Origin of the sequence: Microbacterium festucae, from assembly GCF_025421715.1 — a bacterium.
GTDB lineage: Bacteria > Actinomycetota > Actinomycetes > Actinomycetales > Microbacteriaceae > Microbacterium > Microbacterium festucae.
This window is the reverse complement of sequence record NZ_JAOEFC010000001.1, coordinates 328,272-349,430: the sequence shown is the minus strand read 5'-3', so window position 1 is coordinate 349,430 and position 21,159 is coordinate 328,272. Positions and strand designations below refer to the sequence as shown.

The following is a 21,159-nucleotide window of genomic DNA, read 5'->3' as shown; positions in this document are numbered from 1 at the left end:
CGCGGTGGGTGCGGGGCGTCAGTCCTCGGTGCCGAGGGTGCCCAGGTACAGCCCGATGACCTGCGGGTCGTTCAGCAGCTCGCGGCCGGTGCCCTCATGGGCGTCGCGGCCCTGGTCGAGCACGTACCCGCGGTCGCAGATCTGCAGGCAGCGGCGGGCGTTCTGCTCGACCATGATCGTGGTCACGCCGGCCTTGTTGATGTCGGAGACGCGGATGAACGCGTCGTCCTGGCGCACCGGCGACAGACCGGCCGACGGCTCGTCGAGCAGCAGCACCGACGGGTCCATCATGAGCGCACGGCTCATCGCGACCATTTGGCGCTCACCGCCCGACAGCGAGCCGGCCCGCTGCTTGAGGCGCTTGCCGAGCTCGGCGAAGATGCCCGTCACGAACTCGAGCCGCTCGGCATAGATGCGGGGGTTCTGGTAGAGCCCCATCTGCAGGTTCTCCTCGATCGACAGCGAGGGGAACACGTTGTTGTTCTGCGGCACGAAGGCCACGCCGCGTTGCACGAGCTTGTCGGCCTTCAGCCCGACGATCGACTCGCCGTTGACGGTGATGTCGCCGCCGCGCACCTTGACGAGCCCGAAGATCGACTTCAGCAGCGTCGACTTGCCGGCGCCGTTGGGGCCGATGATGCCGATCAGCTCGCCCTTGCGGGCGACGAGGTTGGCGTTGTTGATGATGTTGATGCCGGGCAGGTAGCCCGCCAGCAGGTCGGTGACCTGCACGACGACCTCGGCGTCCGACGCGGGGGCCGGCGCCGCTGCGGGTGCGGGAGTGCTCACTTGTTCTCCTCCTCGGCCTCGGCGATCGCCGCCGCCTCGTCTTCTCTGATCTCTTCGAGCAGCTCCTGCGCCGCCGGGTCGAGCTCGCCCGGCACGCGGCCGGTGACCACGCCCAGGTCGACGTCCTGGTGGCTGCCGAGGTAGGCGTCGATGACGGCCTTGTCCTCCATCACCGCGTCGGGCGGGCCCTCGGCGACGACCTTGCCCTCGGCCATCACGACGACCCAGTCGGCGATGTGACGCACCATGTGCATGTCGTGCTCGACGAACAGCACCGTCACGCCCAGGTCCTTGAGGTCGAGGATGTGGTCGAGCAGCGACTGGGTGAGGGCCGGGTTGACGCCGGCCATCGGCTCGTCGAGCATGACGAGGTTCGGGTCGCTCATGAGCGCCCGCGCCATCTCGAGGAGCTTGCGCTGGCCGCCCGAGAGCGATGCCGCGAAGTCCTTCTCCTTGGCGTCGAGCTTGAAGCGCTTGAGCAGGTCGCGCGCCTTGACCTCGTTGCTCTCCTCCTGGCCTCTCCAGACCGCGGGCACGAACGACTGCCAGAACTTCTCGCCGCGCTGGTTGGGCGCACCGAGCTTCATGTTCTCGAGCACGGTGAGCAGCGACAGCGCCTTGGTGAGCTGGAAGGTGCGCACCTGGCCCATGCGGGCCACCTTGAAGGCGGGGATGCCCGAGAGGTTGGTGCCGTCGTAGGACCACGTGCCCGTGTTCGGCTTGTCGAAGCCGCACAGCAGGTTGAACAGCGTGGTCTTGCCGGCGCCGTTGGGGCCGATCAGCGCGGTGATCGCGTTGCGCGGGATCTCGAGGTGCTCGACGTCGACGGCGGTGAGGCCGCCGAAGCGACGGGTCACGCCGTCGACGACCATGATCGGGTCGACCTTGGCGACCCCGGGCACAGCGGGACCCTTCGCGAGGCCGGTGGCCTTCGGCCGGGGGATGCTGCCGGTCGCCGGTGCCGGCTCGCTCACGCCGCCGGCATCCGGGGTGGGTTCGCCGAGGGGCGGGGTGCTGGGCGGGTTATTTGACAAAGGTCATCTCCCTCTTGTCGCCGAGGATTCCCTGCGGCCTGAAGATCACGAGGAGCATGAGCGCGACGCCCACGAGGATGTAGCGCAGCGTGCCGGCCTGGATGTCGGTCATCGGCAGCCAGCCCTCCTTGGCCATCTCGGGCAGGAGGTTGCCGAGCAGGGCCATGACCATCCAGAAGATGACCGCGCCCAGCGACGGACCGAAGATCGTCGACGCGCCACCCAGCAGGAGGATCGTCCACAGGAAGAAGGTCAGCGCCGTCGTGTAGCTCGACGGGATGACCGCCGAGGGCAGCACGTAGACGATGCCGCCGAGCGCGCCGATCACACCGCCGACGACGAGCGCCTGCATCTTGTAGGCGAACACGTTCTTGCCGAGCGAGCGCACGGCGTCTTCGTCTTCACGGATGCCCTTGAGCACGCGGCCCCACGGGCTGCGCATGAGCGCCCAGACGACGAACAGCGACAGCGCCAGCACGATCAGGCCGAACACGACCACCCACAGCTGCTGCGCCGTGAAGGTCCACGGCCCCCAGCCGTACCGCTCGCCGCGCGGCAGCACGGGGAAGGGGTTGGACGACTGGAACGAGCCGTTGTAGTTGCCGAGGCCGTCGGCCGAGTTGGTCCACTCGTCGAAGACCTGGGTCGTGAACAGCAGACGCACGATCTCGGCAGCGGCGATCGTCACGATGGCGAGGTAGTCGGCGCGCAGGCGCAGGGTCGGCACACCGAGGATGATCGCGAACACTGCCGCCAGCGCGAGGCCGACCAGCATGGCCAGGTACCACGGCAGACCGAAGGTCAGCACCGAGATGGCGTACCCGTAGGCGCCCAGGGCCATGAACCCGGCCATGCCGAAGTTCAGCAGGCCCGCATAGCCGAAGTGCACGGCCAGGCCGGTGGCCGCCAGCGCGTACGCGATGGTGACGGGGCTCAGGATGTAGCCGAGCGTGTTGGAGAGGATGGCACCCCAATCCATGGCGGTCACCCGAGCCTTTCTTTGCGACCCAGCAGACCCTGCGGTCTCACCAGGAGGATCAGGATGAGCACGACCAGGGCGCCCGCGTACTTGAGGTCGGAGGGGATCCACAGGGTGGAGGTCTCCACGACCACGCCGACGATCAGCGAGCCCAGCAGCGCCCCGAAGGCGGTGCCGAGTCCGCCGAGGGTGATGGCGGCGAAGATGAGCAGCAGCATCTGCGTGCCCATGTCCCAGCGCACACCCGGGCGGAAGTAGGCCCACAGCACACCCGAGATGGCGGCCAGTGCGCCGGCGAGCACCCAGACGATCCGCACGACGCGGTCGACGTTGATGCCGGATGCCGAGGCCAGCTGCGGATTGTCGGAGATGGCGCGCGTGGCCTTGCCGATGCGGGTGCGCAGCAGGAAGAACGCCACCGCGACGATCACGACGATGCTCACCGCCATGCTCACCAGGTCGATGTACGACAGCTGGATGGGCCCGAACTGGATGGGCGCGGGGCTGGCGCCGGGCAGCTGGTAGGTCTTGCCACCGATGAAGAACTGGTACGTGTAGCGCAGGGCCAGCGAGAGGCCGATGCTGACGATCATCAGCTGCACGACGCCCAGGCCCCGTCGGCGCAGGGGTCGCCAGAGTCCGGCATCCATCGCCAGGCCCAGGGCCGCCCCGCCCAGCACCGCGGCGGTGATGCCGAGCCACAGCGGCAGGGTCCACATGGTGGAGAACACCAGGGCCACCAGCGCGCCCCACGTGACCATCTCGCCGTGGGCGAAGTTCGACAGGCCCGTGGTGCCGTAGATGAGCGCGGCGCCCATCGCGGCCAGGGCGAGCAGCAGGCCGAAGTTCAGGCCGTTGACCAGGCGCACCGCCAGCTGGTCGACGAAGGACTGGGTGACCCGTTCGCCGGCGCCGAGGAACAGGTTCACGATCTTGGTGCTCGTCAGGCCGAACTCGACCTCGAACTCCCCGGTCGTGCCCGACTTGGGCTGCAGGCCCTCGGGCAGCTGCGCCGGGTCGACGATGACGCCCTCGGGCAGCGTCGACTCGTCGACGATGAGCGTGTAGGTCTCCTTCTCGGGGACGTACAGCCGCCAGCGGCCGTCGGCGTCGGTCACCGTCTCGGCGTCGAAGCCGTTGCCGGTGACCGAGACGGTCACGTCGGGAACGGGCTTCTCGGCGTTGGTGATGACACCGCCGAAGTAGAAGTCGGTCTGCTCCTGGTCAGCGCCGGGAGTGTCGGGTGCGGCGGCGTGAGCTGCGAGCGGACTGCCGGATATCAGCAGAACAGCCGCCAGCAGGGCGCCCAGTAGCAGCACGGTCCAGCGCAGTGGCCGGGGTGCAGCGACGGTCGTGGGACTCAACGGTTCCTCCAGTCAGGGCGCACCTATCGGGTGGTGCGGTCGCATCGACATTGATTGACGACGGTACGAGCGTAATGTGTCGGTTTTGTTTCCGGGCGGAAGTCGCGTGTTTCCGATCACGGGGAGCCCCCGCCCCGGAATGAATCGGGGCCCGCGCCGCTTAGAATTCTGTAAGTCCCCACAGCCGCACAAAGGACGCAGGAGAGCGCATGGAGCACAACGACCCGTTCGGTTTCGTCGGATTGACCTACGACGACGTTCTGCTGCTGCCGGGGCACACCGACGTCATCCCCTCCGAGGCCGACACGTCGTCGCGGGTGACCCGCCGCATCACGGTGGCGACGCCCCTGCTGTCGGCGGCGATGGACACCGTCACCGAGGGGCGCCTCGCGATCGCGATCGCGCGCGAGGGCGGGCTGGGCATCATCCACCGCAACCTCTCCATCGACGACCAGGCCGCCATGGTCGACCAGGTCAAGCGCAGCGAGTCGGGCATGATCACCGACCCGATCACCACGACCCCGGATGCCACGATCGAAGAGGTCGATGCGATGTGCGCGCAGTACCGCATCTCGGGACTGCCGGTCGTCGACGACGCGGGGCGCCTGGTCGGCATCATCACCAACCGCGACATGCGCTTCGTCTCGGGCTTCGAGCGGCAGACCACCAAGGTGCGCGACGTCATGACCAGCGACGGCCTGGTGACCGGACGCGTCGGCATCGGCGCCAACGAGGTCATCGCCCTGTTCGCGCAGCACCGCGTCGAGAAGCTCCCGCTCATCGACGACGACGGGATGCTGGCCGGACTCATCACCATCAAGGACTTCGACAAGAGCGAGAAGTACCCCCTCGCCACCAAGGACGACCAGGGGCGCCTCCGCGTGGGCGCGGCGATCGGCTTCTTCGGCGACGCCTGGCAGCGCGCCGAGGCCCTGCGCGACGCGGGCGTCGACGTGCTCGTCGTCGACACCGCCAACGGCCAGTCGGCCGGCGTCATCGAGATGGTCGCGCGCATCAAGGCCGACCCGACCTTCGCCCACATCGACGTCATCGGCGGCAACGTCGCCACCCGCGAGGGCGCGCAGGCGCTCATCGACGCGGGGGCGGATGCAGTGAAGGTGGGCGTCGGACCGGGCTCCATCTGCACCACCCGCATCATCGCCGGTGTCGGCGTGCCGCAGGTCACCGCCATCTACGAGGCGTCGCTGGCCGCCCGCGAAGCCGGAGTGCCGGTGATCGCCGACGGCGGCCTGCAGTACTCGGGCGACATCGCCAAGGCCCTCGTGGCCGGCGCCGACTCGGTCATGCTCGGCTCGCTGCTGGCGGGCACCGACGAGTCGCCGGGCGAGATCGTGTTCCAGGGCGGCAAGCAGTTCAAGCTCTACCGCGGCATGGGCTCCCTCGGCGCCCTGCAGACCCGTGGCAAGAAGACCTCCTACTCGAAGGACCGCTACTTCCAGGCCGACGTCCCCAGCGACGACAAGCTCATCCCCGAGGGCATCGAGGGTCAGGTCGCCTACCGCGGCCCGGTCTCGGCCGTCGCCTACCAGCTCATCGGCGGTCTTCGGCAGTCGATGTTCTACGTCGGTGCGCGCACCGTCGACGAGCTCAAGGCCAAGGGCAAGTTCGTCCGCATCACCCCCGCGGGGCTCAAGGAGTCGCACCCGCACGACGTGCAGATCGTCGTCGAGGCGCCCAACTACCGCAAGTGAGCGCCCCGGCGGGCGGATGCCGTGGAGTCGACCCCGGGTAGGCTGGGCCTGTGAGCATGGAGATCGAGATCGGCCGCGCCAAGCGCGCCCGCCGCGCGTTCGCATTCGACGACATCGCGGTCGTGCCCTCCCGGCGCACGCGCAACCCCGAAGACGTCTCGACCGCGTGGTCGATCGACGCCTACGGTTTCGAGATCCCGGTGCTCGGCGCCCCCATGGACTCGGTCATGAGTCCCACGACGGCGATCATGCTCGGGCAGCTCGGCGGGCTGGGCGTGCTCGACCTCGAGGGCGTGTGGACCCGCTACGAAGACCCGTCGCCGCACCTCGCCGAGATCGCGGGCCTGCCCGCCGACCAGGCGACCCGGCGCATGCAGGAGCTCTATGCCGAGCCGATCAAGCCCGAGCTCGTCTCGGCCCGCCTGGCCGAGATCCGCGCCGCCGGGGTCACCGTCGCCGGCGCGCTCACCCCGCAGCGCACGCAGGAGCTCTACGAGACCGTCGTGGCCGCCGGCGTCGACCTGTTCGTCATCCGCGGCACGACCGTCTCGGCCGAGCACGTCTCCAGCGATGCCGCCCCGCTGAACCTCAAGAAGTTCATCTACGACCTCGACGTCCCCGTCATCGTCGGCGGTGCGTCCACCTACACCGCGGCCCTCCACCTCATGCGCACCGGCGCGGCCGGCGTGCTCGTCGGCTTCGGCGGGGGAGCGGCCTCGACCACCCGCGCCACCCTCGGCGTCCACGCGCCCATGGCCACCGCGGTCGCCGACGTCGCCGGCGCCCGCCGCGACTACCTCGACGAGTCGGGCGGACGCTACGTGCATGTCATCGCCGACGGCGGTGTGGGCACATCCGGCGACATCGTGAAGGCCCTGGCGATGGGCGCGGATGCCGTGATGCTCGGCGTCGCGCTGGCCCGCGCCACCGACGCGCCCGGCCGCGGCTTCCACTGGGGCCCCGAGGCGCACCACGCGCGGCTCCCGCGCGGCAAGCGCGTCGAGGTCGGCCAGGTCGCCCCGCTCGAGGAGATCCTCTACGGCCCGGCGCCCGTCGCCGACGGCACCGCCAACCTCATCGGCGCGCTCCGCAAGTCGATGGCGACCACCGGCTACTCGGATCTCAAGGAGTTCCAGCGCGTCGAGGTCGTCGTCGCGCCCTACGACGTGTGAGTACCGTGAGCGAACCGACGGCCGCAGCCGGGCAGGACGAGTTCCCGCCGACGCTGCGTGAGGTCATGCTGCGCCCCTGGTGGATCGGCATGCTCGTCTTCGCGCTCGCGGTGGCCGCCGTGTTCGCCTGGCTCGGCCAGTGGCAGCTCTCCAGCGCGATCGACACCGACCCGCCGGCCGCCGGCGCCACCGAGTCGGTGCGCCCCCTCGCCGATGTCACCGAGCCGGGCGAGTACCTCGCCGAGCCGCTCGTGGGGCAGCGGGTCGAGGTCACCGGTTCGTTCGTCGCCGACGACTTCGGTGTCGTGTCCTCGCGCTTCAACGACGGCGTCGAGGGCTACTGGGTCGTCGGGCAGCTGCGCGTGGCAGACGCCGCCGCCCCCACCGCCCTGGCCGTGGCCGTCGGGTGGACCGGCGACCGCGCGCGCGCCGACGCCGTGGCATCCGCCCTCTCGGCAGACCCGCCGCAGGAGGTCGCCCTCACCGGGCGCATCATCTCGGACGAGGGTCCGGCGCTGCCGCCGCGCGATGACCCCGACGAGATGACCCGCATGTCGCCGGCGGCTCTGCTGAGCACCTGGCACGACATCGAGGGCCTCGACGTCTACCGGTCGTACCTCACCAGCGCCGAGGCGTTCGGCGGGCTCGAGGCCATCCACTCGCCCGCGCCCAACGAGCGCTCGAGCGTCAACTGGCTGAACATCTTCTACGCCATCGAGTGGGCGATCTTCGCCGGGTTCGCGTTCTACATGTGGTACCGGCTCGCGCGCGACGCGCACGAGAAGGAGGTCGAGGCCTTCGAGGAGCGTGCCGCCGCGGCCGGGGGCCCGCCGCCCGGCAACTAGACTGAAGGGCATGCCCCAGCCCAAGCTCGCCAGCTTCCCGGCGATCCGCGGCGCGCTTCGGTTCTATCAGATCGCCTCGGTGATCACCGGCGTCATGCTGCTCCTGCTCTGCGCCGAGATGCTCATCAAGTACGCCTTCCAGTACGAGCTGTTCCTCGGCGGCTCGGGCGGCTTCCTCTGGTTCGCCCAGGTCGACGCCTTCGGCGAGTCCACCGGCGACGGCGTGAACCTCAGCCTCGGCATCCTCATCGCCCACGGCTGGTTCTACGTCGTCTACCTCTTCGCGTGCTTCCGCGTGTGGAGCCTCATGCGCTGGGACTTCGTGCGCTTCATCATGCTCGCCCTCGGCGGCATCGTGCCGCTGCTGTCGTTCTTCATGGAGGCGCGCGTGGGCCGCGAGGTGAAGGCCTACCTCGCCCAGCGCGAAGCCGACGAGCTGCACTCGCGTTCCGAGCACTCTTCCCTGACCCACGAGATCCCCACGGAGAACAAGCGGTGACCACCCAGACCGAGACGGATCAGCGTCCTGTCCTCGTCGTCGACTTCGGCGCCCAGTATGCGCAGCTGATCGCCCGGCGTGTGCGCGAGGCCGGCGTCTACAGCGAGATCGTCCCCCACACCGCCACCGCCGCCGACATCGCGGCGAAGAACCCGGTGGCCCTCGTGCTGTCGGGCGGGCCCTCGTCGGTGTATGAAGAGGGCGCGCCGCGGCTCGACCCCGCCGTGTTCGACCTCGGCGTGCCGACGCTCGGCATCTGCTACGGCTTCCAGGTGATGGCCCAGACCCTCGGCGGCGAGGTGGCCCACACCGGCCTGCGCGAGTACGGCGCGACCGACGCCACCGTCACCGGTTCCGGCGGCGTGCTGCTGGGCGGCCAGCCCGACACGCAGAACGTGTGGATGAGCCACGGCGACCAGGTCTCGAAGGCCCCCGAGGGCTTCGAGGTGCTGGCATCCACCGCCGTCACCCCCGTCGCCGCCTTCGGCAACGCGGAGAAGTGCTTCTACGGCGTGCAGTGGCACCCCGAGGTGAAGCACTCCGACCACGGCCAGGAGGTGCTCGAGAACTTCCTCCACAAGGCCGCGGGCCTGGCGGCCGACTGGAACAGCGGCAACGTCATCGCCGAGCAGGTCGAGCGCATCCGCGCGCAGGTCGGCACCGGCCGCGTGCTGTCGGCGCTGTCGGGCGGCGTCGACTCGGCCGTCTCGACCGCGCTCGTGCACGAGGCCGTCGGCGACCAGCTCGTCGCCGTGTTCGTCGACCACGGGCTGCTGCGCAAGGGCGAGCGCGAGCAGGTGGAGCAGGACTACGTCGCCTCCACCGGTGTGCGCCTGATCACCGTCGACGCGCGCGAGACCTTCCTCGGCGCCCTCGCCGGCGTGAGCGACCCCGAGCAGAAGCGCAAGATCATCGGCCGCGAGTTCATCCGCGCGTTCGAGAAGGTGCAGGCCGACCTCGTCGCCGAAGCCGCCGCCGAGGGCGAGCCGATCCGCTTCCTCGTGCAGGGCACGCTCTACCCCGACGTGGTCGAGTCGGGTGGCGGCGCCGGCACCGCCAACATCAAGAGCCACCACAACGTCGGCGGCCTCCCCGAAGACCTGCAGTTCGAGCTCGTCGAGCCGCTGCGCACCCTCTTCAAAGACGAGGTGCGCGCCATCGGTCGTGAGCTCGGACTGCCCGCGGAGATCGTCGGCCGCCAGCCGTTTCCGGGCCCCGGCCTCGGCATCCGCATCGTGGGTGAGGTCACCGCTGACCGCCTCGAGATCCTGCGTGACGCCGACGCCATCGCCCGCGAAGAGCTGACCAAGGCGGGCCTCGACGGCGAGATCTGGCAGTGCCCGGTCGTGCTGCTGGCAGACGTGCGCTCGGTGGGCGTGCAGGGCGACGGCCGCACCTATGGCCACCCCATCGTGCTGCGGCCGGTGTCGTCGGAAGACGCCATGACCGCCGACTGGACCCGCCTGCCCTACGACGTGCTGTCGAAGATCAGCAACCGCATCACCAACGAGGTGCGCGAGGTGAACCGCGTCGTGCTCGACGTCACCTCCAAGCCCCCGGGCACCATCGAGTGGGAGTGAACTGACCGGATGCCGGGGCCCTGCGCCCCGGCATCCGTCGTTTCCGGGCCGTGGCCGGTCGCGTCGTGCCGGTCGTCGGTGCTGGTGCCGGGGCGCCACGGCGCCCCGCGGCCCCGGTCGCCCGCGCGCCACGGCGCCCTGCGGCCCCGGTCGCCCGCGCGCCACGGCGCCCTGCGGCCCCGGTCGCCCGCGCGCCACGGCGCATAACTCAGGCAGAATCCGCCCTGCCGCGCCCACTCGGCCCCGAGCGGCCCGATCTGCCTGAGTTATGCGCCCGTGGCGCGGGGCCCCACCGCCGCGGGCAAGCGAAAGGCCCGCCCGGCGAACCGGACGGGCCTGTCAGCGACGGGGCGCGGTCAGTTGTTGCCGCGCAGGATCGCGATGATGCGGAGGATCTCGATGTAGAGCCAGACGACGGTGACCATGATGCCGAAGGCGCCCATCCAGGCGTACTGGCGCGGGGCGCCGTTGCGCACACCCTGCTGGATCGAGTCGAAGTCGAGCACCAGCGAGTAGGCGGCCATGATGACCACGAGCACACCGATGATGAGGCCCAGCGGGATGCCGGCGATCTTGACGTTGGACAGCATGCCGAACGGGCCGCCGCTGTCGGGGCCGAAGGCGCCGAACATCATCATGACGACGTTGATGAGCGAGAACACGAGGTAGCCGAGCATCGCGATCATGAAGATCTTGGTGGCCTTCTTCGAGGCGCGCACCTTGCCGCTGGCGAACAGGGCCAGGGTCACACCGACGACCGACAGGGTCGCGAGGGTGGCCTGCAGCACGATGCCGGGCCAGATGAACTCGAAGTAGGCCGAGATGGCGCCGACGAACAGGCCCTCGAAGGCGGCGTAGCCGAGGATGAGGCCGGGACGGATCTTCTTGCGCGAGGTGAAGATGACGACCATCGACAGGACGAACCCGCCGAGGGCGCCGATGATCCACGGCATCATCGTGGGCGCGGGGTTGTCGGCGGTCACCGGCGACATCGTCCAGATCCAGCCGGCGACGGCGGTGACCAGCAGCACGGCGAACAGGCCGAGGGTCTTGAAGACGGTGTCCTCGACGGTCATCCGGCCGGTCTGCACCGCACCGGCGGCCGGGGCGGCGTACGCGCCCTCGAGCTGTGCCTGGGCGGCGGCATCGACGCCCTGGTGCGACGTCGCGGCGAACTGGGTCTGGGCAGCCGGCGGGGTCAGCCCGGGCCGCTGCTCCTGGAACGCGGGGTTGCTGAAAGCGGGGTTGCTCGAGGCCATGGTGGTCGGGGCTCCAATGCGAAGGGTGCCGCAACAGGTATGGTGCGGAATCCCAGCGTACCGGACGCCATTCCGCCGGTCTCGGGACCTCGCTGTGAGCACCCTATGAACCCGTCCGAGGCGTGCCCGTAGCCTGGGGGCATGCCTCGCCGCCGCCCCCTCGTGATCGGTCACCGCGGCGCGCCCGGGTACCGCCCCGAGCACACCCGTTCGTCGTACGACCTCGCCCTGGCGATGGGGGTGGATGCCGTCGAACCCGACGTCGTGTTCACCCGCGATGCCGTCGCGGTGGTGCGGCACGAGAACGAGATCTCCACGACGACCGATGTCGCCGACCGCCCCGAGTTCGCGGACCGGCGCACCACGAAGACCATCGACGGCGCGGCGCACACCGGCTGGTTCACCGAGGACTTCACGTGGGACGAGCTGGCGACGCTGCGCTGCCGGGAGCGCCTGCCGAAGGTGCGCCCCTCCAGCGCGACCTTCGACGGCACCCAGCCGGTGCTGCGCCTGAGCGACGTGCTCGATCTGGTGCGGCAGGCCTCGCTCGACCAGGGCCGCGAGATCGGCGCGGTGGTCGAGATCAAGCACGCGACGTACTTCGCTCAGGCGGGCTTCGACGTGGCGGGGCTGCTGGCCGCCGAGCTGCGCGCCGCCGGCTGGGGCGCGGGGGAGCTGCCGCTGACGGTCGAGTCGTTCGAGGCCACCGTGCTGGCGGGGCTGCGGGCCACCGGCATCCGCGGCACGTACGTCTACCTCATCGAGTCCGACGGGGCGCCGTACGACCTCGTCGCCCAGGGGCGGCCGACGCCCTACCGCGACGCCGTCACGGCGGCGGGCCTCGACGCGCTCGTGGGCGCGGTCGACGGCATCAGCGTCGACAAGAAGATGATCCTCGCGCCCGACAAGCTCGGCCGCGCCACCGGTCCCGCGCCGTTCGTCGCGGCCGCGCACGAGCGCGGGCTGCGGGTGTACACCTGGACCTGCCGGCCCGAGAACCGGTTCCTGCTCCCGCAGTTCCGCCGCGGGCGCGACAAGGCGGCGCACGGGCATTGGCAGGCCGAGTGGCAGCTGATCGCGGATGCCGGTGTCGACGGCGTCTTCGTGGACCACGCCGACCTGGGCGTGGCCTTCTTCCGCTGACTTCCGCTGACTTCCGGCGACGTCCGGTGACAGGTCGGAGCCACCCCCTAGAGTGAGGCCATGACCACCGCCGGCATCGTCGTGACGGGGGTGCGGCGTTCCTTCGGCGACGTCCACGCCGTGCGCGACGTCTCGTTCGTGGCCCGTGAAGGCGCCGTCACCGGGCTCGTCGGCCCGAACGGCTCGGGCAAGACCACCCTGCTGCTCATGCTCGCCTCGCTGCTGGCGCCCGATGCGGGGCAGGTGCAGGTCGGGGGCGTCGACCCCGTGGTCGATCCCGCCGCCGCCCGCGCACTGCTGGGGTGGATGCCGGATTCGCTCGGCGCCTGGCCCAACCTCACCGCGCGCGAGACCATCGTCACCACGGCGCGGCTGTATGACCTGGATCGGCAGGTGGCCGCCGCGCGGGCCGCACAGCTGATCCGCGAGGTCGGGCTCGACGACGTCGCCGATGCCCCGGCCCGCGTGCTCTCGCGCGGGCAGAAGCAGCGCCTGGGCCTTGCCCGCGCCCTCGTGCACGACCCGCGCGTGCTGCTGCTGGACGAGCCGGCGTCCGGCCTCGACCCGCAGGGCCGCATCGACCTGCGCCGGCTGCTGCGCCGACTCGCCGCCGACGGCCGCACGGTGCTGCTGTCGAGCCACATCCTCTCCGAGCTCGAAGAGGTCGTCGACGATGCCGTGTTCCTCGTGCAGGGCCAGACCGTCAGCGCCGACCGGGTCGCGGCGGCGGCGGGGCGCACCCGCACGTGGCGCCTGCGTCTGGCCGACCGCGACGCGACGGCGGCGGTGCTGCCGGTCGCACGGGCGCTCGACCTCGACGCCGCCCTCATCCCGATCGACCGGCGCGATCTGCTCGTGGCGTTCGTGTCGGATGCCGACGCCGCACGCGCGCTCGCCGCGCTCGTGTCGGCGGGTCTGCCGGTGGCCGAGTTCTCGGCGGCGACGGGCATGCTCGAGCACACCTTCCTCGATCTCGAGGGCGGCGACCGAGGGGGAGTGCAGTGAACGTCGCACGGCTGTGGACCATCGCCCGTCTCGAGCTGCTGCAGCGGGTGCGCTCGGTGTCGTGGTACGTGCTGCTCGGGGTGTTCGCGGCGGTGCTCGTCGGGGTCACGGCCCTGTCGTTCCTCGCCTTCGGCGGCATGAGCGACTCGGGCGGACCTGGCGTCTATTCGACCGTCGTCTACATCACGCTGCTGCTGGTCGTGCTGGTCTCGCCCACTCTCAGCGGCAACAGCATCAACGGCGACCGCGACGCGGCCACCCTCGCCGGGGTGCAGGTGACCCTCGCCACGACGTCGGAGATCCTCTTCGGCAAGCTGCTCGCCGCCTGGATCACCGGCCTGGCCTTCGCGGCGGTCGCCGTGCCGTTCTTGGTGGTGGCCACCCTCGCCGGCGGCGTCGACCCGCTCACGGTGCTCGTCTCGGCGGTGATCCTGCTGGTGGAGGTGGGCATCATCGCGGCGATCGGCGTGGCCCTGTCGGGCATCCTCGCCCGGCCGCTGTTCTCGGTGGCCACGACCTACCTCGTGGTGGCGGCGCTGGCCGTCGGCACGCTCATCGGGTTCGGCCTGGTGGGCATGAGCTCGCAGAGCACCTACACGTCGTCGTACCGCTACGCGGTGTACGACCCGCAGACCGGTGCCCCCGAGTGCGTGGAGGGCGCCGACCGGTGCGTCAACGACCCCGAGAACTGGCAGTGCGGTCCGTGGGAGACGCAGTCCTACACCGGGCCCCGCTTCGACCGGGTGTGGTGGCTGCTGGCGGCGAACCCGTTCGTCATCCTCGCCGACGCCTCGCCCACGAACTACACCGAGTACGGCACGCCCGACGACCTGTTCGGCCAGATCAAGCTGGGTGTGCGCTACGCCCAGCTCACTCCCGAGCTCGAGAGCACGTGGGACGAGTGCGCCGTGCAGACCGACACGACCCAGCGCGAAGCGCGCGACGTGATCGATTCGACCGTGCCGAGCTGGTTCGTCGGGCTTGGGGTGCAGCTGCTGCTGGCCGCGGGGCTGCTGTGGTGGGCGTGGGCGCGCACCCGCACCCCGGCGCGCACGCTTCCGCCCGGCACGCGCATCGCCTGAGCCTCCGTCGGGTCCCCGAGCCTCCGGCGGGTCAGCGCGCGGCGGGATCCGCGGGCGAGAGGGCGTCGAGGGCGTCGAGCAGTCCGGTGCGCCACCACGCGTAGTCGTGGCCGCCGCGGTAGGCCCGGGCGGTGACGGCGGCGCCCGCGCCGCGGGCGGCCGCCGCGAACTGCGCCGCGAGCCGGCTGGCGTGCGGCTCGAGCGTGCCGTGCTGCACGACCAGGCGCGCGTCGAGCCGGGTGGTCGCGAGCGCCTCGACGAGGTCGCCGGGCCGGTCCGCCTCCTCCCCGGCCGGGGTGTCGGCGCGCTGCTCGAACGACCCCGACTGCAGGATCGCCGCGCGAGCCCGCCCGTCGACGACGAGCCCCGCCGCCGCCAGGGCGCCGTAGCTCTGACCGGCCGCGGTCACGTCGGCGGGGGACAGGTCGTGCGGGAGGGCGCCGGCTCGCTGCCCGGCGGTGATGGCCCGGTCGGTCCAGGCGGCGACGGCCCCGCGGTCGGGCAGCGTGCGGAACCGGCGGTAGGGGTCGCCCGAGGGCAGCAGCAGCACCGACGTGTCGCCGAACGGATGCCGGGCGAGGTCGGCCTCGACCGGCAGCTGCCGCTGGTTCTCGGCGTCGAACAGGATCAGCAGTCGCCGGGCCGCGGTGTCGGGGACGAGCACGGTGGCGACACCGTCGTCGCCCAGATCGAGCGCGGTGGTGGCGAAGCGCCGCAACGGCGCGGCATCCGCCCGTTCGGCGGGGTGGCACCGCGACCCCGGCATGCGCAGCACGGATGCCGTGCCGCCCAGCTGGTCGGGGATGCGCTCGCCGACCGCGGGGTCGGGCACGGCGCTCTGCAGCACGCCGACCCACGCGAAGAAGTCGTCGCCGGCGTCGCGGGGGATGCGCGGGGCGGAGGCGAAGCCGTAGCCGGCGACCAGGTCGTCGGGCAGCAGCAGGGTGCAGGTCCACTCGTCGCCGTCACGGCGCAGCAGCACGGGATCGAGCGCGGTGGGATCGGTGACCCCGGCGAGCACCAGCAGCACCTCGTCGTCGGTGGGCGCCTCGGGTCGCCAGACGAAGGTGACCTCGCGCGCGGCGACGCCGGCGGCGCCGGCGACGAGGGGGCCGAAGCGCGGGCCGGGCGAGGAGGGCATCGGCCCTCACGATAGCGGGCCCGCGCGCGGGGGCCGCCATAGCCCGGATGGGACCCAGTGCCGTCGCGTATGAAACTTTTCTCATGGTTCCCCCGAAGAATCCAGCGGATGCATAGCCTCCTTTCAGCCCCCGCATATCCCGCGCCGGCCTGACCCCTGCACGAAAGGCGGTTCCCCCTTGCATCGACGCATACTCGCGGCCGTCGGCGCGATCGCGCTGACACTCCCCGCAACCGCGGCCTTCGCCGCAACGGAAGAGGATCCCTCGTCCCGCTTCACCCCGTCCGATTCCGCAGGCCAGATCGACTCGTCTTTCCAGGCGTCGGCGATCAGCGCCGACGGACAGACGAAGGTCATCATCGAGATGACCGGCGACCCCGTCGCCGTTGTCGAGGCGGAGCAGGGTCGGGAGCTCTCCGACGGCGAGAAGGACCAGATCAAGGGCGACCTGCAGCAGGCGCAGGCCCCGGTCGCGGATGCCGTCGCCGACAAGGGCGGCGAAGTGCAGGCCGAGATGCAGTCGGCGTACAACGGCATCCAGGCCACCGTTCCCGTCGACCAGGTCGACGCGGTGGCCTCGCTCCCGGGCGTCGTGGCCGTGCACCCGGTGCGCACGTTCGAGCTCGACAACGCCGTGTCGGTGCCCTACCTGGGCGTGCCGCAGGTGTGGGAGTCGACGGGCTACACCGGCCAGAACGTGAAGGTCGCCATCCTCGACACCGGCATCGACTACACCCACGCCACCTTCGGCGGACCGGGCACCGCCGAGGCCTACGAGGCCGCCGCCGCGGCATCCGCCCAGCCGGCCGACCCGGCCCTGTTCGGACCCGACGCCCCGCGCGTCAAGGGCGGCATCGACCTCGTCGGCGACGCCTACAACGCCGCCGGTGAAGGCGACGCGCTCATCCCGGTGCCCGACGAGAACCCCCTCGACTGCGAAGGCCACGGCTCCCACGTCGCCGGCACCGCGGGCGGCTCGGGTGTGACCGCCGAGGGCGCCACCTTCGAGGGGCCGTACGACACCACCACCCCGTCGCAGGAGTTCCTGGTGGGCCCGGGCGTCGCCCCGCAGGCCGACCTCTACGCCGTGCGCGTCTTCGGCTGCGCGGGATCGACCGACGTGGTCGTGCCCGCCATCGACTGGGCCGTCGAGAACGGCATGGACGTCATCAACATGTCGCTCGGCTCGTCGTTCGGTCGCGGTGACGACCCGGATGCCGTCGCCGCCTCCAACGCGGTCGGCGCGGGCGTGGTCGTGGTGGCCTCGGCCGGCAACTCCGGCCCGAGCCCCTACCTCACCGGCTCGCCCGGCACCGGCGACGGCGTGATCGCCGTCTCGGCCATCGACAGCTCGGAGACCTTCCCCGGCGCGAAGATCTCGATCGCCGGCCAGGAGGTCGAGGCGATCAACGCCAACGGCGCCTCGCTCGAGGGTCTCGGCGAGCTGACCGTCGTGCGCCTGACCGGCGCGAACGCGCTGGGCTGCTCGGTGGAGGCCTATCAGGCCGCCGGCATCGTGCCGGGCGGCAACCAGCTGGCCGTCGTCGAGCGCGGCACCTGTGCCCGCGCCGCCAAGCCGATCTTCGGTCAGCAGGCCGGCGCGGCCGCGGTGCTGATGGTCAACAACGCCGACGCCCTGCCGCCGTACGAGGGTCGGATCACCTCCAACCCCGACACCGGTGAGCGCTACACCGTGGACATCCCGTTCTTCGGCGTCCGCTCCACCGACGGCGCGGTGTTCACCACCGGCGCCACGGCGAGCTTCGAGGCCGCGCAGATCGGCAACCCCGGTTTCCGCTCCTACGCCTCGTTCACCTCGTCGGGCCCCCGTTCGGGTGACAGCGCGATCAGCCCCGACGTGGCGGCTCCGGGCGTGTCCATCGCCTCGGCCGAGGTCGGCTCGGGCAGCGGCGCGGCGATCCTGTCGGGCACGTCGATGGCCGCTCCGCACGTGGCCGGCGTGGCCGCGCTGACGGTGGAGTCGCACCCCGACTGGTCGGCACCGCAGGTGTCGGCGGCGATCGTGTCGACGGCCGACCCCGACAAGGTGGCCGGTCAGTCGCTCACCCTGGGAGGCGTGGGCCTGGTCGACACCGCGCAGGCGGTGGCGACGAAGGTCACCGCGACCGGTGACGCCTTCCGCACCGAGAGCGGCTGGGCGCGCGAGTCGGCGCTGAGCTTCGGGTTCCAGGAGTCGGTGCTCGGGTTCGGCGGCGTGAAGACCGTCACGGTGAAGAACGAGGGCGACAAGCCGGTCACCTACCAGGTGTCCACCGTCCCGTCCGAGGCGTCGCAGTCGGCGAGCGTGAAGGTCAGCTCCAAGAAGCTCACCGTGCGCCCCGGCGGCACCGCCAAGCTCGTGGTCACCGTCGCCGGTGCCGCGAAGGACGTGCCGGGCTCGCTCGCCGGCGACGACCAGTTCTCGTTCTACGAGATCTCGGGCGACGTCGTGCTCACCTCCTCCGAGTCGACCCTGCGTGTGCCCTACCTGCTCGTGCCCCGCTCGAACAGCAAGGTCACCGTGGCCGGCTCCGCGCCGTGGTTCGGCAAGAAGCAGGCGGTCAGCGACGGCACCAAGACGGTGAGCCTGCGCAACACGCTGGGCGCGCTGGACGCGGGTGCCGACGTGTACACGTGGGGCCTGTCCGACGACAAGGACGTGCCGAAGTCGCTGGTCGACACCGGCTACGACATCCGCTCGGCGGGTGTGCAGTCGTGGGCCGACGGTGACGACCAGGTGCTCGTGTTCGCGGTGAACACGCACAAGCGCTGGTCGAATGCGGCGGGCATCGAGTTCGACGTCGTGCTCGACACGAACCGCGACGGCCAGGCCGACTGGGTCGTGTTCTCGTACGACTCGGGTGCGGTGCGGGCGGATGCCGTCAACGGCATCACCGAGGTGTTCGCGCAGAACGTCGCCACCGGCGCGCTGTATGCGACCGGATACCTCGCGCAGGCGCCCACCGACAGCAGCACGATCCTGCTGCCGGTCACCGCCGCCCAGCTCGGGCTCACCGGTGCGTTCGACTACACCGTGCAGTCGTCGAGCCTCACCTCCGGCGGGGAGGACGCGGTCGACGGGTGGGCGACGTACGACCACACCAACCCTGCTCTCAGCAACGGCCAGTACGTGACCGTGCCCAAGCGCGGCAAGGCCGACGTCACCTTCACGGTGAACGGCGCCGCCTACGAGGCGCAGAAGCCGCTGGGGGCGATGGTCGTCGTCGCCGACAACCAGTCGGGTGCCGATGAGGCCCTGCTGGTCAAGGTGAAGTAAGACCGAGAGAACGAGAGAGGGGCGGAGCGCGAAAGCGCCCCGCCCCTCTTCCGTGTGCGGAAGCCGGTGTCAGGCGGCCAGACGCGGCTTCTCGTCGGCGCCCTTGATGACCCAGTACACGGTGGCCAGCGCAAGGATGGAGATGATCGGCGTGAGCAGCGCACCGATCGGCACGCCGCCGCCGAAGCCGCCTGCGAACACCGACACGTCCCACAGGCCGTGCAGCACCATCGCCCAGACGAGCGAGCCGGTCACCCGGCGCAGGATGTAGAACGCCGTGCCGGAGGCGAAGGCGGTGCCGGCCTGCAGCAGCGAACCGCCGAGGTCGGCGCCCAAGGCGGCGTTGGCCACGTGCATCAGTCCGAACAGCGCGCTGGTGAACAGCCACACCCAGACCTCGCGCAGCTGTGAGCGGAACGCGGTGAGCAGCAGTCCGCGGGCCAGGAGCTCCTCGGCGAAACCGACGAAGACGCCGAGCGCCAGGAGTGACAGCAGGAACGACGTGTCGAACTTCGTCCAGTCGGCGCTGATCAGGTTGAGCACCGCGGCGACGGCCATGAGGATCGGCACGAAGACCGGCCACTTGTGGTGCGAGCGCTTCTGCTCGAACAGCGCCGGCCGCCACCAGCCCAGCAGCGAGGTGACGATGACGAGGAACGCCGCGCCGATGACGAGGTCCATCACCGCGCCCCGCCAGGTCGTGTCGGCGGAGGTGCCGATCTCGGGGTAGGGGACGCCGCTGAGCAGCGCGACGCCGATGATGATGATGACGTAGCCGATCCAGATGGGGATGCCCATCCAGGCACGAGGGGTCACACGCATGCGCGGCCTTCCTGTCGGAGTGTGGAAGGCCCCAAGATATCCGACCGGCGCGGTGCCGGCAGGATCAGCGCGTGCAGAGCTGCGGGGTGTCGCCGTTGCCGAAGCGGTAGTCGTAGGTCGTGCCGTCGGCCTCGACCACGACGCGCATCCCGTCGATCTGGGCCTGCGTGTAGCTCTGGCCGGGCGCGGCGCACCCGAGCGAGCCGTCGTTGAACGTGACGTTCTCGGCCGAGACCAGCACCGGGGCGGCGGTCACGCCGCGGCCGGCGAGGTCGTCCTCGATGGCGCTCCAGCGGGCGGGCGGCACCTCGGCGGGAGTGCCGGTGGGGGCGATCACGCCGGGGGTCGTCGTCGCCAGCGGCGGCCGGGTGGAGGCGCTCGGTGCGGGCGTGGCGGAGGTCGGGTCGGGCATCGGTGCTCCCGTCGCACAGGCGGACAGCCCCAGGGCGACGAGGATGAGGGCGGTGGCGGTCGCGGTCCGGCGCATGTCGATCCTCCTCGAGCCGAGCGGGTGGACGCCCAGGCTAGGCGTCGAGCCTGCGAATCGGCGGGGAGTGCGGCGTGCGGGCGCGTCAGCGACCGCAGCGGCCGAGGACGTCGACGTTCTGCTCGTCGTCGCCGTCGCGGACGCGCTGGGTCCGGTGATGCCTGACCCGCGGCATCCGGCGATCTCGCCGAACGCTGGTGGCGCGGCGAGGTCGGTGGTTGGCTGAGGACATGTCCACCGCTTCCGGGCCGCTCCCCGTGCCGCACACCGACGAACCGCATCAGGCAGGGCTCGCCCAGCGACTGAACTGGCTGCGCGCGGGCGTGCTCGGCGCCAACGACGGCATCGTGTCGGTCGCCGCGATCGTCGTCGGTGTCGCGGGCGCGACCAGCGAGCTCTCCCCGATCCTCACCGCCGGTGTCGCCGGCCTCGTCGGCGGGGCCATCTCGATGGCGCTGGGGGAGTACGTGTCGGTGAGCAGTCAGAGCGACAGCGAGCGCGCGCTCATCGCGAAGGAGAAGCGCGAGCTGCGCGAGATGCCCCAAGAAGAGCTGCGGGAGCTCGCGGGACTCTACGAGGCCAAGGGGCTGAGCCCGGAGACCGCGCGGCAGGTCGCCGAAGAGCTCACCGCGCACGACCCGGTCGCCGCACACCTGTCGGCCGAGCTGAACATCGACGAGACCGACGTGGTGAGCGCATGGCACGCGGCCGTCGCCTCGGCCATCGCCTTCACGATCGGCGCGCTGCTGCCCATGCTCGCGATCCTGCTGCCACCGGCGCCGTGGCGGGTGCCCGTGACGTTCGTCGCCGTGCTGCTCGCGCTCGCCCTCACCGGCTGGATCTCGGCGCACCTCGGCGGGAGTTCGAAGACGCGCGCGATGCTCCGCGTGGTGATCGGCGGGGCGATCGCGCTCGCCGCCACCTACGGCATCGGGTCGCTGCTCGGCGCCACGGGCGTGGCCTGAGCGG

At 71.1% G+C, this 21,159-nt stretch carries 18 protein-coding genes; 10 read left to right on the top strand and 8 right to left on the bottom strand.

Translation table 11 applies throughout. The features are described from left to right. Window positions 1–18: 18 nt before the first annotated feature. The 4 genes from N3K63_RS01530 to N3K63_RS01515 all read right to left on the bottom strand — a co-directional run bounded on the left by N3K63_RS01530 (window position 19) and on the right by N3K63_RS01515 (window position 4,166). Window positions 19–789 (bottom strand): ABC transporter ATP-binding protein, encoded by a 771-nt coding sequence (locus tag N3K63_RS01530; protein ID WP_261578198.1) that lies wholly within the window; start codon window positions 787–789, stop codon window positions 19–21. After that, window positions 786–1,661: an ABC transporter ATP-binding protein gene (locus N3K63_RS01525; RefSeq protein ID WP_261579155.1), complete on the bottom strand. Its 876-nt coding sequence runs from the start codon at window positions 1,659–1,661 to the stop codon at window positions 786–788. Before N3K63_RS01525 ends, N3K63_RS01530 begins: the two co-directional genes overlap by 4 nt. A gap of 151 nt (window positions 1,662–1,812) precedes the next feature. After that, window positions 1,813–2,802, bottom strand: coding sequence for a branched-chain amino acid ABC transporter permease (locus N3K63_RS01520; protein WP_261579154.1), 990 nt, complete (start codon window positions 2,800–2,802; stop codon window positions 1,813–1,815). A 5-nt stretch (window positions 2,803–2,807) separates the two neighbouring features. Further along, complete coding sequence (locus N3K63_RS01515) at window positions 2,808–4,166, bottom strand: branched-chain amino acid ABC transporter permease (protein ID WP_261578197.1); 1,359 nt, start codon at window positions 4,164–4,166, stop codon at window positions 2,808–2,810. Between the two features lie 209 nt (window positions 4,167–4,375). Here N3K63_RS01515 and guaB point away from each other — a divergent pair, with 209 nt between their 5' ends. The 5 genes from guaB (at window position 4,376) to guaA (ending at window position 9,974) form a co-directional block, all read left to right on the top strand. Next, window positions 4,376–5,878, top strand: a complete 1,503-nt coding sequence (gene guaB / locus N3K63_RS01510) for an IMP dehydrogenase (protein ID WP_261578196.1) — start codon at window positions 4,376–4,378, stop codon at window positions 5,876–5,878. A gap of 56 nt (window positions 5,879–5,934) precedes the next feature. Then, complete coding sequence (locus N3K63_RS01505; RefSeq protein ID WP_261579153.1) at window positions 5,935–7,050, top strand: GuaB3 family IMP dehydrogenase-related protein; 1,116 nt, start codon at window positions 5,935–5,937, stop codon at window positions 7,048–7,050. Between the two features lie 65 nt (window positions 7,051–7,115). After that, window positions 7,116–7,895, top strand: coding sequence for an SURF1 family cytochrome oxidase biogenesis protein (locus N3K63_RS01500; RefSeq protein WP_261579152.1), 780 nt, complete (start codon window positions 7,116–7,118; stop codon window positions 7,893–7,895). A 10-nt stretch (window positions 7,896–7,905) separates the two neighbouring features. After that, on the top strand, window positions 7,906–8,394 hold the full coding sequence (locus tag N3K63_RS01495; RefSeq protein WP_261578195.1) for a DUF3817 domain-containing protein: 489 nt from the start codon (window positions 7,906–7,908) through the stop codon (window positions 8,392–8,394). Beyond that, entirely contained in the window at window positions 8,391–9,974 is a 1,584-nt protein-coding gene (gene guaA / locus N3K63_RS01490) for a glutamine-hydrolyzing GMP synthase (RefSeq protein ID WP_261578194.1), read from the top strand. Before N3K63_RS01495 ends, guaA begins: the two co-directional genes overlap by 4 nt. Window positions 9,975–10,330: 356 nt before the next feature. Here the strand turns inward: guaA and N3K63_RS01485 are convergent, their stop codons facing one another. Continuing rightward, a complete protein-coding gene (locus tag N3K63_RS01485) occupies window positions 10,331–11,233 on the bottom strand; it encodes a Bax inhibitor-1/YccA family protein (RefSeq protein ID WP_261578193.1) in 903 nt (300 codons plus the stop codon). Window positions 11,234–11,374: 141 nt separating this feature from the next. Between N3K63_RS01485 and N3K63_RS01480 the strand changes: the two genes are divergently transcribed. From N3K63_RS01480 to N3K63_RS01470, 3 genes are read left to right on the top strand one after another with little or no spacing between them, the layout of a single operon-like run. Further along, window positions 11,375–12,376: a glycerophosphodiester phosphodiesterase family protein gene (locus tag N3K63_RS01480; protein ID WP_261578192.1), complete on the top strand. Its 1,002-nt coding sequence runs from the start codon at window positions 11,375–11,377 to the stop codon at window positions 12,374–12,376. A gap of 60 nt (window positions 12,377–12,436) precedes the next feature. Beyond that, window positions 12,437–13,381, top strand: a complete 945-nt coding sequence (locus N3K63_RS01475) for an ABC transporter ATP-binding protein (protein WP_261578191.1) — start codon at window positions 12,437–12,439, stop codon at window positions 13,379–13,381. Beyond that, window positions 13,378–14,463 (top strand): ABC transporter permease, encoded by a 1,086-nt coding sequence (locus N3K63_RS01470; RefSeq protein ID WP_261578190.1) that lies wholly within the window; start codon window positions 13,378–13,380, stop codon window positions 14,461–14,463. Before N3K63_RS01475 ends, N3K63_RS01470 begins: the two co-directional genes overlap by 4 nt. Window positions 14,464–14,494: 31 nt before the next feature. Here N3K63_RS01470 and N3K63_RS01465 read toward each other — a convergent pair whose 3' ends face one another. Further along, on the bottom strand, window positions 14,495–15,604 hold the full coding sequence (locus N3K63_RS01465; protein WP_261578189.1) for an enterochelin esterase domain-containing protein: 1,110 nt from the start codon (window positions 15,602–15,604) through the stop codon (window positions 14,495–14,497). A 178-nt stretch (window positions 15,605–15,782) separates the two neighbouring features. On the opposite strand from N3K63_RS01465, the gene N3K63_RS01460 reads away from it, so the two are divergent. Next, a complete protein-coding gene (locus tag N3K63_RS01460) occupies window positions 15,783–18,881 on the top strand; it encodes a S8 family peptidase (RefSeq protein ID WP_261578188.1) in 3,099 nt (1,032 codons plus the stop codon). Window positions 18,882–18,950: 69 nt separating this feature from the next. On the opposite strand, the gene N3K63_RS01455 is transcribed toward N3K63_RS01460, so the two are convergent. Both N3K63_RS01455 and N3K63_RS01450 read right to left on the bottom strand, forming a co-directional pair. Then, window positions 18,951–19,703 (bottom strand): CPBP family intramembrane glutamic endopeptidase, encoded by a 753-nt coding sequence (locus tag N3K63_RS01455; RefSeq protein ID WP_261578187.1) that lies wholly within the window; start codon window positions 19,701–19,703, stop codon window positions 18,951–18,953. 64 nt (window positions 19,704–19,767) lie between these two features. Beyond that, window positions 19,768–20,190, bottom strand: a complete 423-nt coding sequence (locus tag N3K63_RS01450; protein WP_261578186.1) for a hypothetical protein — start codon at window positions 20,188–20,190, stop codon at window positions 19,768–19,770. Between the two features lie 230 nt (window positions 20,191–20,420). Here N3K63_RS01450 and N3K63_RS01445 point away from each other — a divergent pair, with 230 nt between their 5' ends. Further along, the gene (locus N3K63_RS01445) at window positions 20,421–21,155 is read left to right on the top strand and encodes a VIT1/CCC1 transporter family protein (RefSeq protein ID WP_261578185.1); all 735 of its coding nucleotides are present in this window, start codon (window positions 20,421–20,423) and stop codon (window positions 21,153–21,155) included. Window positions 21,156–21,159 lie beyond the last annotated feature (4 nt).